This window comes from Chitinophaga sp. Ak27 (genome assembly GCF_012726295.1).
Classification (GTDB): domain Bacteria; phylum Bacteroidota; class Bacteroidia; order Chitinophagales; family Chitinophagaceae; genus Chitinophaga.
In genome coordinates this window covers 217,933-232,932 of record NZ_JABAOB010000007.1, presented here as the reverse complement: position 1 = coordinate 232,932, position 15,000 = coordinate 217,933, and the positions used below count along the sequence as shown (strand labels likewise).

General features: G+C 45.5%; 10 protein-coding genes. 1 reads left to right on the top strand and 9 read right to left on the bottom strand.

Annotated features, from left to right (window positions below):
- Positions 1–81: 81 nt before the first annotated feature.
- Both HGH90_RS23060 and HGH90_RS23055 read right to left on the bottom strand, forming a co-directional pair.
- A complete protein-coding gene (locus HGH90_RS23060) occupies positions 82–1,107 on the bottom strand; it encodes a glycerophosphodiester phosphodiesterase (RefSeq protein ID WP_168765887.1) in 1,026 nt (341 codons plus the stop codon).
- 168 nt (positions 1,108–1,275) lie between these two features.
- Positions 1,276–1,968, bottom strand: a complete 693-nt coding sequence (locus HGH90_RS23055; RefSeq protein ID WP_168765888.1) for a DUF4397 domain-containing protein — start codon at positions 1,966–1,968, stop codon at positions 1,276–1,278.
- A gap of 134 nt (positions 1,969–2,102) precedes the next feature.
- On the opposite strand from HGH90_RS23055, the gene HGH90_RS23050 reads away from it, so the two are divergent.
- Entirely contained in the window at positions 2,103–2,663 is a 561-nt protein-coding gene (locus HGH90_RS23050; protein ID WP_168765889.1) for a hypothetical protein, read from the top strand.
- Between the two features lie 201 nt (positions 2,664–2,864).
- Here the strand turns inward: HGH90_RS23050 and rpoC are convergent, their stop codons facing one another.
- The 7 genes from rpoC to HGH90_RS23015 form a co-directional block, all read right to left on the bottom strand.
- A complete protein-coding gene (gene rpoC, locus HGH90_RS23045) occupies positions 2,865–7,163 on the bottom strand; it encodes a DNA-directed RNA polymerase subunit beta' (RefSeq protein WP_168765890.1) in 4,299 nt (1,432 codons plus the stop codon).
- Between the two features lie 121 nt (positions 7,164–7,284).
- Complete coding sequence (gene rpoB, locus HGH90_RS23040; protein ID WP_168765891.1) at positions 7,285–11,094, bottom strand: DNA-directed RNA polymerase subunit beta; 3,810 nt, start codon at positions 11,092–11,094, stop codon at positions 7,285–7,287.
- A 217-nt stretch (positions 11,095–11,311) separates the two neighbouring features.
- Positions 11,312–11,683 carry a 50S ribosomal protein L7/L12 gene (gene rplL, locus HGH90_RS23035; RefSeq protein WP_168765892.1) on the bottom strand — a complete coding sequence of 124 codons (372 nt, stop codon included), beginning with the start codon at positions 11,681–11,683 and terminating at the stop codon, positions 11,312–11,314.
- A 95-nt stretch (positions 11,684–11,778) separates the two neighbouring features.
- On the bottom strand, positions 11,779–12,306 hold the full coding sequence (gene rplJ / locus HGH90_RS23030) for a 50S ribosomal protein L10 (protein WP_168765893.1): 528 nt from the start codon (positions 12,304–12,306) through the stop codon (positions 11,779–11,781).
- Positions 12,307–12,365: 59 nt separating this feature from the next.
- Positions 12,366–13,055, bottom strand: a complete 690-nt coding sequence (gene rplA / locus HGH90_RS23025; protein ID WP_168765894.1) for a 50S ribosomal protein L1 — start codon at positions 13,053–13,055, stop codon at positions 12,366–12,368.
- Between the two features lie 43 nt (positions 13,056–13,098).
- Positions 13,099–13,542, bottom strand: coding sequence for a 50S ribosomal protein L11 (rplK, locus tag HGH90_RS23020; protein WP_145672404.1), 444 nt, complete (start codon positions 13,540–13,542; stop codon positions 13,099–13,101).
- A 222-nt stretch (positions 13,543–13,764) separates the two neighbouring features.
- On the bottom strand, positions 13,765–14,970 hold the full coding sequence (locus HGH90_RS23015; RefSeq protein WP_169191939.1) for a transglutaminase domain-containing protein: 1,206 nt from the start codon (positions 14,968–14,970) through the stop codon (positions 13,765–13,767).
- Positions 14,971–15,000 lie beyond the last annotated feature (30 nt).

Sequence of the window (15,000 nt, the reverse complement as noted above, 5' to 3'; positions counted from 1 at the left end):
AAATGGAACGGCTAAAATAATGCTTTTACCGGATTTTCAAATTCCGGATACCGTTTTTTAGCTAGGTTTTAACTAATATCCCTACTTTACTTTGTCCAACAGGATTTCGGGCTCATTGGTGGTAATAAAGTCGATACCGTCTTTCAACAACGTATCCATCACTTCCGGATGATCGATTGTCCACGCATTGGTGGTTACTTTTTGTTGCCTGGCATTGGCTATCAGCTGCGGATCTTTTTTAAATACCGCCTGGTTATAATCCAGCCCCCAGATCCCATCAGCCTGTAATTCAGCAGGCGTTTTGTCGCCGTTCAGATAGGCTATCTTCGCCGTCGGCTCCAGCTGCTTCAACTTTTTACAGATATTGTAGTCAAAACTGATGTAAAACATCCAGGCCTGGGCTTTTTTGGCGCGAATCATCTCTACCGCTTTAGTGGCCAGTAATTCGCCCCTACCCGTTGCAGATGGCTTCAACTCCAGTACCAACCTGGTTTTATGTTGCTCCATCGCGGTATTGATATACTCCTCCAGGGTAGGGACCCGGTCGCCATTCTTTAACTGCACTGTTTGCAAATCAGCCAGGGTAGACGCTTCTACCTTCTTCCCTCCTATCTCCGGATCATGGGATATCACCAGCTGATCGTCAGAAGATAACCACACGTCAAACTCAGATCCTTCGCAACCCAGTTTAATCGCGTCTTTCAGAGAAGTAATACTATTCTGGCTACCCTCATGGTGCTTCCAGGCGCCGCGATGTGCTACTACCTTATTACGGATAAACTGGTCGGCCACCAGCAGGAAATCGGCCGTATCTGCCCCTGCTTTAATTTTCACCGGGTAAACGGCCTGGCCGGAAGCATCCACGACAGCCTTCTTCTTAAGCTGTAACAGGCCGTTGTTGATGGCAAACAGCCCAGATTTGTCTTCCAATAAGGTAGCAGGACCTACATTCCCTTGCTTATCATAAATCTTTCCTATAACGGCCTGTTTTTGCTTCACCGGAATCGTGTAGGCATCGAGGTAAAGACCGGCTGCCTGCTGTGCCTGCGCCCCAGCCCCCATGAAGGCGATTCCTGCCATAAGCAATACTTTTTTGCAATTGTTCATGTTATTGGCGTTTTCTCTAAAATAGCGTGCAATTTATTTATTTCCATCCCCCGGACAGGGAAATAGGGTATTAAATTAAAATAAAGCTTTAATAATAATGCATAAAAAAACGAGGAAGTATTCATTTGAAATACTTCCTCGTACTATTTTGATGGCCGGAGCCTGCTATTAATTATGGGTTACCTGCAATACATCCAATTTCGTTGAATCTAGCGGATACCCCGCCGTAACCAGCGTGTATACCTTTCCGGTTTGTACCGGCAGTTTGTACAACTTCAGTACCTTAAGGGAATCCGTCCACCGGAAATTAAGCGTATAGGTGCTGTCGCCCGTTATGGGTACAAAATCCGTTTGTGAAGGGAAGGTAAGTCCCCGGAAGAAACGGGGAAAAGTATCCGAATAAACATCCATTCCCAATGGCGTCCCATTAGGTTTGAATCCCTGGCTAAAATCAATCACCCTGAATTTAGCCTGGCCGGCCGGCACAGCCAGGTTATCTTCTGTAACAATCATCGTCAGAAGAGTTTTAGTACTGTCTGCTCCAAGAAAAGCAGTGTAGTAACGATTGTTCCGCAAAAAGAGTTCTTGATTGAAGATGACATGGGTAGGGTTACTTGCAGCAGTGATCATTAGGTTGTATCGCTGCGCCCGGAAAGATTTATACCCGGTACTGGTTTTATAAGCTACATTGCTGGCAAAGTCAATACTGTCAAGCTTTACATTAAACTGATCGTTAAGTATCTGCGTAGCATTAACAAACATCAGGTTGCCATGGGTATCCGGTACGGCACTATCGCTGTTCTTCTTACAAGCCCCCAGCAACACCAGCCCAATAATTATAGGAATGATCAGGTATTTCATGAAATCCACTTCGTTTTACGACGTCAAAAATAGGTTTTAATTGGTTTTTAATACTCCCCCATTAAACAAATATTATCCAGCTCCGTCTATTCTTTACAAACAAATTATTTGTCATATATTAAAAACCTACAACAATGATGAAAATCACTACTGTCCTTGTACCCGCGCTTGTCTTAGGATTAACATCCCTTACCGCACAAGCCCAGCACCATGTAAAGCATGATAAAATCGATATGCACCACGACCGGAAAGACATCCGGCACGACAACATGGATATTAACCGTTCAAAAAAAGATATCCAACACGATCGTAACGAAGTAAAGCAAGACAACCGCGATATTCAACACGATAAAAACGATGTTAACAACGATCGGAAAGACTTGCATCACGACTACAACGATGCCCGTAAAGACAGGCAAGATATCGCAAAAGACCGGAAAAAAGGAGATACCAAAGACCTGGCAAAAGATAAGGCAGACCTGAAAAACGATAACAACGATATTCACCACGATAGAAAAGACTTATCACATGACGGTAAAGATCTTGCGGCTGACAGGAAAGACAGAAATCGCGATAACAAAGACATTCAACAGGATAAACACCAATTGAACCGGGAAAGAAAAGATAAACAGCATGATGTAAAAGACCTGCAGCATGATAAGAAAGACTTGCAAAAGGATCTGAAAAATTCATAACAATACGCTGGCAAGCAATCACCATCCATTTCATCCCCTTTTTCTTAACATCCTGATGGCTGGCCCCAAATAAATGACAGGCGTCCCGAAAGCAATTTTGAGGCGCCTGTTCTATTTTATTCATTCCCTATATGGCATAAAAAAAGAGGGAGTTTCAATATGAAACTCCCTCTTTTTTATTTCGTGAAATGCTCTGCAGCACTATTCTTCTTCATCAAACTGGAACACTTCCTTAGAAGAGGCCAGAATATCGTATTCTTCCTTAGAACCTACGATCATATTTTCGAATTCACGTAAACCAGTACCGGCTGGGATCAGGTGACCTGTGATCACATTCTCCTTCAGACCCATCATATCATCGGTTTTACCGTTGATAGCTGCCTGAGACAGTACTTTGGTAGTTTCCTGGAAGGACGCAGCGGAGATCCAGCTACGGGTACCCAGTGACGCCTTGGTGATACCTTGCAGTAATGGACTGGAAGTAGCCGGCTGTGCATCGCGGAATTCTACCAGCTTCTTATCTGCACGACGCAGTAAGGAGTTTTCTTCGCGAACCTGACGGAGGGTTACTATCTGACCTGCTTTCAGGTTAGTAGATTCACCTGCTTCAGTTACAACCTTCTTATCGAAGATCATATCGTTTTCTTCGAAGAAATCGAACCTGTCTTCTGTATCGCCCTCGAGGAAGCGGGTATCACCCGGATCTTCGATGTTTACTTTACGCATCATCTGGCGAACAATCACCTCAATGTGTTTGTCGTTAATCTTCACACCCTGTAAACGGTATACTTCCTGGATTTCATTTACCAGGTATTCCTGTACAGCAAACGGTCCTTTGATAGACAGGATGTCGGCAGGAGTAGTAGAACCATCGGAGAGAGAAGTACCGGCCTTCACGAAGTCACCATCCTGTACCAGGATATGACGGGTTAATGGCACCAGGTATTTCTTGATCTGACTTTCACGGCTTTCGATGATAATTTCGCGGTTACCACGTTTGATGTTACCAAATGCTACTACACCATCAATTTCAGAAACGATAGCTGGGTTGCTTGGGTTACGGGCTTCAAAGAGCTCGGTTACACGTGGCAGACCACCCGTGATATCTCGCAGTTTACCGATAACACGTGGGATCTTCACAATTACCTGACCTGCTCTCACCTTGTCACCTTCTGAGATAACGATATGAGAACCTACTGGTAAGTTGTAAGACTTCACTTCCTTGTTACCTTCTACCAGGATAGACGGAATCTTATTCTTGTCTTTCGTTTCAATTACTACCTTCTCACGGTGTCCTGTTTGTTCATCCGCTTCTTCACGGAAGGTAATACCTTCTATGATGCTATCGAAACGAATGCTACCTGGTATTTCAGACACGATAACGGCGTTGAACGGATCCCATGTACAGATCATTTCACCTTTCGTTACTTTCTGTCCGTCTTTTACCAACAGGGTAGAACCATAAGGAATGTTGTTGGTTACCAGCAGACGATCGTTTTTCACATCCATGATACGCAACTCACCGGTACGACCGATAACCACCTGTACTTTTTCACCTTCGTTGTTTTCGTAGGTGGTAGTACGTAAGCCATCGAATTGTACAGTACCGTCAAACTTAGCTGGCATACCGGATTCAACGGAAGTAGAACCGGCCACACCACCCACGTGGAAGGTACGCAGTGTCAACTGTGTACCAGGCTCACCGATCGACTGGGCAGCGATGATACCTACTGCATCACCTCTCTGCGCAGTGTAACCACTGGCCAGGTTTTTACCATAACATTTTACGCATACCCCACGACGGCTTTCGCAAGTCAGTACGGAGCGGATTTCTACGGTTTCAATCGCACTTTCTTCAATTCTGTGTGCAATTTCTTCAGTGATTTCAGCACCAGCAGCAACGATCAGTTCCTCATCGTTATGAGGATCAAATACATCGTGCAGGGAAGTACGTCCCAGGATACGGTCGTACAGTGTTTCGATCACTTCCTCATTGTCTTTCAATGCAGAAGTAGCAATACCACGAAGTGTACCGCAATCCTCTTCATTGATAACTACATCCTGCGCAACGTCTACCAGACGACGGGTCAGGTAACCCGCATCCGCTGTTTTCAACGCCGTATCCGCAAGACCCTTACGGGCACCGTGCGTAGAGATGAAGTATTCCAATACGTTCAAACCATCTTTAAAGTTGGACAATACCGGGTTCTCGATGATCTCAGAACCAGTAGATCCACTCTTACGTGGCTTAGCCATCAGACCTCTGATACCAGCCAGCTGTTTAATCTGCTGTTTGGAACCACGCGCACCGGAATCCAACATCATGTATACAGAGTTGAATCCTTGCTTGTCTGTTGCCAGCTCACGGATCAGGGTTTCCGTCACCTTCGTATCCACACGTGACCAGATATCGATGATCTGGTTGTAACGTTCGTTGTTGGTGATCAGACCCATGTTATAGTTATCCCAAACTTCGTCCACTTCGCTGGAAGCACCATCAATCATGTCTTGCTTAACATCCGGGATGATCAGGTCATTAATGTTAAATGACAGACCACCGCGGAACGCCATGCGGAAACCTAATTGTTTGATGTCATCCAGGAACTTGGCAGTTGCAGGGATATTCGTTGCTTTAATGATATCACCGATGATTTCACGCAGTGATTTTTTAGTCAGCAGAGCGTTTACATAACCGGCAGCTTTCGGTACGAACTGATTGAACAGTACGCGGCCTACAGTGGTTTCGATCAGTTTTTTCTCCAGCTCACCATTTGCATTTCTTACATCAGCTTTAACACGGATGTGAGCATGCAGGTCGATGCGGTCTTCATTCAGCGCAATGATCACTTCTTCAGCAGAGTAGAAGGCTTTACCTTCTCCCCTTACCACTACATCACCCATTGTTTTCTTACCCTTGGTAATGTAATACAGACCAAGCACCATGTCCTGTGAAGGCAGGGTGATAGGCGTACCATTCTGCGGGTTGAGGATGTTGTGAGAAGACAGCATCAGCAGTTGGGCTTCCAGGATTGCAGCATTGCTCAAAGGCACGTGTACCGCCATCTGGTCACCATCAAAGTCAGCGTTGAACGCTGAACACACGAGCGGGTGCAACTGTATCGCTTTACCTTCTACCAGTTTAGGCTGGAACGCCTGGATAGACAAACGGTGCAGGGTCGGAGCACGGTTTAACATAACCGGGTGACCTTTCAGTACGTTTTCCAGGATATCCCAAACCACCGCTTCTTTACGATCAACCAGCTTCTTCGCTGATTTTACCGTTTTAACAATACCTCTTTCGATCAGCTTACGGATAATAAACGGTTTGAATAATTCAGCCGCCATATCCTTAGGCAAACCACACTCATGCAGCTTCAGTTCAGGACCTACCACGATTACAGAACGTCCGGAATAATCCACACGTTTACCGAGCAAGTTCTGACGGAAACGACCTTGTTTACCTTTCAGTACGTCTGACAGTGATTTCAGTGCACGACCACCTTCCGCTTTTACCGCGTTGGATTTACGGGAGTTGTCGAACAGGGAATCCACTGCTTCCTGTAACATACGTTTTTCGTTACGAAGGATCACCTCAGGCGCCTTAATTTCGATCAAACGTTTCAGACGGTTGTTACGGATAATTACCCTGCGGTAAAGATCGTTTAGGTCGGAAGACGCAAAACGGCCACCATCCAAAGGAACTAACGGACGCAGTTCTGGTGGTACCACAGGAATATATTGCATAACCATCCATTCAGGACGGTTTTCTACACGACCATTAGCTTCACGGAAAGCTTCCACCACACTCAAACGTTTCAGCGCTTCCGCTTTACGTTGCTGGGAAGTTTCAGTAGCTGCCTGGTTACGCAACTGGTAAGAAAGGCTGTCCAGGTCAATCCGGGCCAGCATCATTTCTACCGCTTCTGCTCCCATTTTGGCAATAAACTTGTTAGGATCTTCATCCGGTAACAACTGATTGTCTTTTGGTAACGTATCCAGGATATCCAGGTATTCTTCTTCTGTGAGCAAGTCACCGTAGTTCATACCCTTTTCCTGTTTCATACCTGCCTGGATGATCACATACCTTTCGTAGTACACGATAGTTTCCAGTTTCTTGGAAGACATACCGAGCAGGTAACCAATCTTGTTAGGCAGGGATTTGAAATACCATATATGTACAACGGGTACCACTAAACGAATGTGTCCCATTCTCTCACGACGTACTTTCTTCTCCGTTACCTCTACACCGCAGCGATCACACACAATACCTTTATAACGGATACGCTTATATTTTCCGCAATAGCACTCGTAATCCTTTACAGGACCGAATATTCTTTCGCAGAACAAACCATCACGTTCCGGCTTGTAAGTACGGTAGTTGATGGTTTCAGGTTTCAACACTTCACCGTATGAACGCTCCAGGATAACATCCGGAGAAGCCAGACTGATGGTAATGCTGTTAAAATTTGATTTAGGACGATTTTCTTTCTTGATAGCCATCTGTAATTAGCTTTTAGCTGTTAGCCGTTGGTGATAAGCCAGCGACAAAAATTTTATTCCTGCGAAATATCCAAGCTATCAGCCATTAGCAATGCTGCTAATGGCTGGTAGCTAAAAGCTCTTAGTCAAATTTCAGATCCAGACCCAGACCACGCAATTCATGAATCAATACGTTGAAGGATTCAGGTACACCCGCTTTCGGAATGTTGTCACCTTTCACAATAGACTCATATGCTTTGGCACGACCTACGATATCATCTGATTTAATAGTAAGCAGTTCCTGCAGGATGTTCGATGCACCGTATGCTTCCAGTGCCCACACCTCCATCTCACCAAAACGCTGACCACCAAACTGGGCTTTACCACCCAGCGGCTGTTGGGTAATGAGACTATACGGTCCGATAGAACGGGCGTGCATCTTATCATCCACCATGTGGCTCAGTTTAAGCATATAGATAACACCCACGGTTGCTTTCTGGTGGAAACGATCTCCCGTTTCACCATCATGCAGGTACGCGTGACCAAAGCTAGGTAATCCAGCTTCGCTGATATAAGCAGCAATTTCTTCGGTAGTAGCACCATCAAAAATCGGCGTAGCAAAACGTACTCCCAGTTTCAGACCTGCCCAACCTAATACGGTTTCATAGATCTGTCCAAGGTTCATACGGGAAGGTACCCCGAGTGGGTTCAGTACGATATCCAGTGGTGTACCATCTTCCAGGAATGGCATGTCTTCATCACGCACAATCTTGGCTACGATACCCTTGTTACCGTGACGTCCCGCCATCTTATCACCTACTTTCAACTTACGCTTGCTGGCCAGGTAAACCTTCGCCAGTTTCAGTACGCCTGCTGGCAGCTCATCACCGATAGAGATGTTGAACTTCTCGCGTTTGTAACGACCCAGCTCTTCGTTGAACTTGATGTTATAGTTGTGCAAGAGCGTATTGATTTGATCGTTCACCACTTCGTCTGTTGTCCAGCCCAGTGGGTTTACGTTCATGAAATCAATATTTACCAGGTTCTTCGGAGAGAACTTGGAACCCTTAGAGATCAATACTTCACCATAAGTGTTGGTAATACCCTGAGAGGTTTTATCCTTCAGTAATACCAGCAACTTGCTCATCAGCACTTCCAGCAGGTCTTCGGCGTTTTTCTGGTGAATTTTCTCCAGTTTCTCGATCGCAGCTTTCTCACGGGTTTTGGAATTCTTATCTTTCTTAGCGCGGCTAAACAGTTTCTTGTCGATTACCACACCTTCTGTTGATGGAGGTGCTTTCAGCGACGCATCTTTCGCATCAGACGCCTTATCACCGAAGATCGCTCTCAGGAGTTTTTCTTCAGGAGAAGGATCAGATTCACCACGCGGAGTGATTTTACCGATCAGGATATCACCTTCCTTGATGTGCGCACCAACACGGATAATACCGTTCTGGTCGAGGTCTTTGGTAGCCTCTTCACTCACGTTAGGAATATCCGGTGTCAGTTCCTCTTCACCCAGTTTGGTATCGCGAACTTCCAGCTCATATTCATCAATGTGGATGGAAGTAAAGAGATCTTCACGTGCAACACGCTCAGAAATTACGATCGCATCCTCAAAGTTGTAACCTTTCCATGGCATGAACGCTACCTTCAGGTTGCGTCCCAGCGCCAGTTCACCACCGCGGGTAGCGTAACCTTCTGTGAGGAAGTCGCCGTCTTTCACGCGCTGACCTTTCTTCACGCAAGGTCTGAGGTTGATACAGGTGCTTTGGTTGGTTTTAACGAATTTAGTCAGCGTGTAAACGATCAGATCGTCTTCAAAGCTCACCAGTTTCTGCATTTCATCACGCTCGTAACGAACATGAATTTCGTTTGCATCCACAAATTCTATCACCCCATTACCATCTGCGGTAATCTGCAAACGGGAGTCCCGTGCAGCCTTGCCTTCCAGACCGGTACCTACGATAGGTACTTCAGGATTCAGCAATGGTACTGCCTGACGTTGCATGTTTGATCCCATCAACGCACGGTTGGCATCATCATGTTCCAGGAACGGAATCAGGGAGGCGCTCAAACCTACGATCTGGTTAGGTGCCACGTCCATGAATTCCACTTCATCTCTGTCGAGAATCGGGAAGTCACCGGTTTCACGGGATTTCACCTTATCATTTACGAAATTACCTTTATCATCCAGTGGGGCGTTCGCCTGCGCAATCTTCACAGAATCTTCCTCTTCAGCGCTCAGGAACTCCACTTTATGCATATCTACTTTACCACTGTTTACTTTGCGGTAAGGCGTTTCAATGAAGCCCATTTCATTCACCTTCGCGTGTACGCAGAGGGTAGAAATCAGACCGATGTTTGGTCCTTCCGGTGTTTCAATGGTACACAAACGGCCGTAGTGGCTATAGTGAACGTCACGCACCTCAAAGCCTGCTCTTTCACGACTCAAACCACCGGGTCCGAGAGCGGAAATACGGCGTTTGTGGGTGATTTCAGACAGCGGGTTTGTTTGATCCAGGAACTGTGACAATTGGGAAGTACCAAAGAAGGAGTTGATAACAGAAGACAAAGTCCTCGCGTTAATCAGGTCTACCGGCGTAAATACCTCGTTATCACGAACGTTCATTCTTTCACGGATGGTACGGGCCATACGTGCCAGACCAACACCAAACTGAGCATATAACTGCTCGCCTACAGTACGCACACGACGGTTAGACAGGTGATCGATATCGTCGATTTCCGCCTTACCGTTAGTCAGCTGTACCAGGTACTTGATGATGGAGATGATGTCATCCTTCGTTAACACTTTCATGTCTAACGGAGTAGGAAGACCTAATTTTCTGTTGATCTTATAACGACCTACGTCGCCGAGATCGTAACGTTTGTCGGAGAAGAACAGTTTATCGATGATACCCCTTGCTGTTTCATCATCCGGCGCATCGGCACCACGCAATTGGCGGTAGATGTGCTGAACGGCTTCCAGCTCGGAGTTAGATGTATCCTTATTTAATGTATTGTAGATGATGGAGAAATCACCGCTCACCTCTTCCTTCTGAACGAAAACACTCTTCAGTCCCATGTCTACGATGGTCTCGATGTTCGCTTCATCCAGAATGCTATCACGCTCAAGCATAATTTCGTTACGCTCGATGCTCACCACTTCACCGGTATCTTCATCCACAAAGTCTTCCACCCAGCTTCTTAAAACACGGGCGGCCAGCTTTTTGCCGGCATATTTATCAAGACTCTTTTTGTCTGCTTTTACTTCATCTGCCATGCCAAACAGCTGCAGAATATCCTTATCTGTTTCATAGCCGATGGCACGTAACAGTGTGGTAACCGGGAATTTCTTCTTACGGTCGATGTAAGCGTACATCACGTTGTTGATGTCAGTTGCAAACTCCATCCACGCGCCCTTGAACGGAATCACCCTTGCGGAGTAGATTTTGGTACCGTTCGGATGTACAGATTGACCAAAGAAAACACCAGGTGAACGATGCAGTTGGGATACAACTACGCGTTCAGCACCATTAATAACGAAAGTACCTCTGGGAGTCATGTACGGAATGTTCCCAAGGAACACATCCTGCACAATTGTCTGGAAATCCACATGCTCCTCATCATTACAGCTGAGGCGGAGTTTCGCTTTCAACGGTACGGAATAAGTAAGCCCACGCTCAATACACTCCTCAATAGTATAACGTGGAGGATCCACGAAATAATCGAGGAATTCCAGATTAAAGATATTTCTGGTATCTGTAATCGGGAAGTTCTCTTTAAATACTTTAAAAAGGCCTTCGTTGTTTCGCTTGTCTGGTGTGGTTTCTAATTGGAAGAAATCCTTGAAAGATTGGATTTGGATAGCCAACAGATCCGGTGTCTCAGTAACTTGTTTGATCTTTCCAAAATTTACTCTTTCGTTTGTTTGGGCTTTTTTTAGAGACATATTCGAAGTTAGCAGTTATATGACTTGTAAGAATTAGGGAAATTAAGATTTCTTTGCCAATACCATCCCAATTTATTTATGCCTTCTGCACGTGGTCAAAGTCACTTAACGTGATTCCCCGTTTTGACTCTCTGAAAAAGACACTTTCCCAAAGGGAATAAGGCCAAAAGTGCAAAAGCACTTTTGACCTTTAAAAGATGTATACTTAAGCAAAGAATTACTGAATTTCAACTTCAGCACCAGCTTCAGTCAGCTTAGCTTTCAGGTCTTCAGCCTCAGCTTTGCTTACGCCTTCTTTCAGAGCTTTAGGCGCGCCGTCAACCAGTTCTTTCGCTTCTTTCAGACCTAAGCCGGTCAGGTCTTTAACGACCTTAACAACGTTCAGTTTGCTAGCACCTGCAGCTTTCAGGATTACGTTGAAAGCAGTTTTTTCTTCAACTGCTGCTGCTTCTCCACCACCTGCTGCAACTACTACTGCTGCTGCTGCTGGTTCGATACCGTAGTCAGCTTTCAGAACGTCTGCCAGTTCTTGTACTTCCTTAACAGTTAAACCTACTAATTGTTCAGCTAATGCTTTTACGTCTGCCATTTTATAATGTTTTAATGTAATGTTTGTAAAATGTTGTTAGTTATATTGTGACTTGGAAGCCAATGTTATATACGGATAGCTGGTAGCTATGCGTACTATTCTGCTGCTGGTGCTTCCACCGCAGCTCCTTCTTTGTTGCCTTTTTCCAGCAAAGCAGCGATAACGCGTTTTGCAGGAGATTGCAACAGACCAACGATTTCGCCGATGAGCTCGTTCTTGGTCTTGATGTTGGTCAGCGCTTTCAGCTGGTTGTCGCCTACGAATACTTCGTCAGCAACAAAAGCAGCTTTCAGTACTGGTTTTTCCAGTTTACCGTTAGCCTTACGGAAAGAAGAGATGATCAATGCCGGCTCTTTAGGGCTGTCAGAGAACATCAGGGCAGTTACGCCATGCAGACTGTCATAAACACCTGCATACTTTTCGCTGTCCAGAGATTCCAGTGCCTTACGGATCAGGGTGTTCTTAGCCACCTTCATTTCCACATTCTTGTCAAAGCAAACCTTCCTCAGATCATTTACCTGTGCAACCGTTAAGGACTCAGTGTTAGTGATATAGAAGTTGCTGTATTGAGAGAACTTGCCTTTCAGCAGTTCGATCACTTCATTTTTTTGATCTTTATTCATATTAAAACGTTTGTAGCAAGCCCCATCTTCACAGATAACGGCTACAACTCGTGATCAATTTAGTTTTGAACAGATTTAGTATCGATAACAATACCAGGACTCATGGTGCTTGCCATAGACAGCCCTTTCAGGTAAGTACCTTTTGCAGTAGCTGGTTTCAGCTTGATGATAGCATTGATCAGCTCCAGGGAGTTCTGCTCAATTTTATCAGATGCGAAAGATACACGACCGATAGAAGCGTGGATGATACCAGCTTTATCTACCTTAAAGGTGATTTTACCGCCTTTAACATCGTTTACTGCAGCTGCAACATCGTTAGTAACAGTACCGGTCTTAGGGTTCGGCATCAGGTTACGAGGACCTAAGATCTTACCCAGTTTACCGATTTTCGGCATTACAGCAGGAGTAGCTACGATTACATCTACATCAGTCCAACCAGCTTCGATCTTCTGGATAAATTCATCCAGACCTACGAAGTCAGCACCTGCTTCTTTTGCAGCAGCTTCTTTATCAGGTGTGCAAAGCACTAAAACCCTCTTGGTTTTACCGGTACCGTGTGGAAGCGTAACGGAACCACGGATAGCCTGGTCTGCTTTCTTAGGATCAACGCCTAAGCGGATATGTAAATCGACAGAGCTGTCGAATTTAGTACAGTTAATATCTTTAACTAAGCTGGAAGCTTCTTTCAGGCTATAAACCTTATTTTTTTCCAGCTTCGCGTCAGCTACTTTTCTCTTTTTAGTTGCCATTTGTCAAAATGATTTTAAGTCCTGCCTCAACAGGGTGAAACAATTAGTTTTCCCAAGGAGCTTTACCATCAACAGTAATACCCATGCTACGCGCAGTACCAGCTACCATTTTCATAGCGCTGTTCAGCGTAAAGCAGTTCAGATCAGGCATCTTGTCTTGTGCAATCGCCTCAATCTGAGCCCAGGAAACTTTACCCACCTTGTTACGGTTAGGTTCTTTAGAACCACTCTGTAATTTAGCAGCTTCCAGCAGCTGTACAGGTGCCGGAGGAGTTTTGATTACGAAGTCGAAAGATTTGTCAGTGTAAACAGTCAGCAACACAGGCAATACTTTACCCATTTTATCCTGGGTACGGGCATTGAACTGTTTGCAGAACTCCATGATGTTCACACCTTTGGAACCCAGTGCGGGACCAATTGGAGGTGCAGGGTTGGCCTGGCCGCCTTTAACCTGCAATTTCACGTACGTTGCGATCTCTTTTGCCATGTTTTTTGATTTAATTTGGTTAAACGTTCCCCGTCAAACAGAGAACTCCCAAAACTAAAAGGAACTTAAAATAACCTTTTAAAGGGGATGCAAAGGTATATATTATTGTGAAATTGTCAAAAAGTATTTGAAATTGGGCATCCTTTTTGCTCTGGTTCACATTTTTTTTACAAATCTATTGCATTCCCCGGAAAATTTCCTTATCATTCGAAGCCGCCAAAGTTACAACTTATCCGCCACTTGTACATAAAACAATTCCTTCCGCTTCTCCCTGGCCGTCTTTATGTATTTATTCACAAAAGCCTGTTCATTTACCACCTTCTCCCTCATCTCCCCTATCGCATCAGATAATTCCTTCATATTATGGTGCATGCTGTCATCCCCCGCAGAAAGCCCGGCAAGCGCCTTCTCTGCTCCCTGCAGCTTCGCTGAAATCCCCTCAATCATTCGCCTGATCGCCTCATCCTTCATTTCCGGCAGAAACTGGTGGTTTTTAAAGGCTACATACTCGTTATACTGTTTCACTACCTCCATATAATTCCTGTTAATTTCATTAAACTGGTCTATACGCTGGTTCCTCTCCTCTATTTGCCGGTTATCTGCCAGCACCTGGATGGTCTGATCCATCCACTCCAGCTCCGATACGATAAATGGATTGCTGGCTCCCCCATAACGCCGTATCCTGGCCGCGGCTCCCTGTAATCGTTCTAACCGCGACTGCCGCGCCCATACGTTCAGGGTATCATTAAAGACGAATACCGGGCGTTTGGCCGCCGCTGCAAAACCCTGAACATTCAACTCATCATGACGCAGCGGAAAAGCCAGCAGCTGCCACAACGGATCGTATGGAATATGCCTTTTTACGGCCAACTGCGGCGATAACTGGAACCAGGTCCAGTTAATACCTGGTACAAACCGTCCATTATCCACGGCGCCAGCTCCCCAGGTAGGATCTGTAATCGTCCAACGCCCGCCATCCTTTACAGCCACCCAATCATGTGATCCTGTAGGCGTCATCATATCAGGCAATAACCCGTAGCCGCTTACCATAACGGCATTAATGCCACCTGCCCGGCAAATCCAGGCATATAACACCGCATAGTCTGTACAAAGCCCTTTCCGGGTGCGTAAAGTCCTGGTCATCGCGACCAACGAGTCACGGTAGCTATTGGGCCTGTTCATATTTTCCACGTCATAGGCAATATGCGTGGATATCCAGTTGAATAAAGATTGTTGAAACGCCTGGCTGCCCCTGGTATGGGCTTTCAGCCAGTTGGCCATCTCCCCTGGCGTAACGGTTGCCGTTTCGGGTATCTGAACAATAGCGGCGGTAGCCACTTCTTTTGCCGGCTTTACCGGCTTACCTTTCTGCGCACCTGCTGATATAAACAATAATAATCCAAGCAGTACAGCAATAGCTGATTTCATATGTAATAAAGATATAGGGAGTATAAAAAA

What these genes read in the sequence shown, in the direction of transcription:
- rpoC (WP_168765890.1), bottom strand. Translation starts at nt 7,163, where the DNA reads ATGGCTATCAAGAAAGAAAATCGTCCTAAATCAAATTTTAACAGCATT.
- HGH90_RS23015 (WP_169191939.1), bottom strand. Translation starts at nt 14,970, where the DNA reads ATGAAATCAGCTATTGCTGTACTGCTTGGATTATTATTGTTTATATCA.
- rplJ (WP_168765893.1), bottom strand. Translation starts at nt 12,306, where the DNA reads ATGAATAAAGATCAAAAAAATGAAGTGATCGAACTGCTGAAAGGCAAG.
- HGH90_RS23050 (WP_168765889.1), top strand. Translation starts at nt 2,103, where the DNA reads ATGATGAAAATCACTACTGTCCTTGTACCCGCGCTTGTCTTAGGATTA.
- rplA (WP_168765894.1), bottom strand. Translation starts at nt 13,055, where the DNA reads ATGGCAACTAAAAAGAGAAAAGTAGCTGACGCGAAGCTGGAAAAAAAT.
- rplL (WP_168765892.1), bottom strand. Translation starts at nt 11,683, where the DNA reads ATGGCAGACGTAAAAGCATTAGCTGAACAATTAGTAGGTTTAACTGTT.
- HGH90_RS23055 (WP_168765888.1), bottom strand. Translation starts at nt 1,968, where the DNA reads ATGAAATACCTGATCATTCCTATAATTATTGGGCTGGTGTTGCTGGGG.
- HGH90_RS23060 (WP_168765887.1), bottom strand. Translation starts at nt 1,107, where the DNA reads ATGAACAATTGCAAAAAAGTATTGCTTATGGCAGGAATCGCCTTCATG.
- rpoB (WP_168765891.1), bottom strand. Translation starts at nt 11,094, where the DNA reads ATGTCTCTAAAAAAAGCCCAAACAAACGAAAGAGTAAATTTTGGAAAG.
- rplK (WP_145672404.1), bottom strand. Translation starts at nt 13,542, where the DNA reads ATGGCAAAAGAGATCGCAACGTACGTGAAATTGCAGGTTAAAGGCGGC.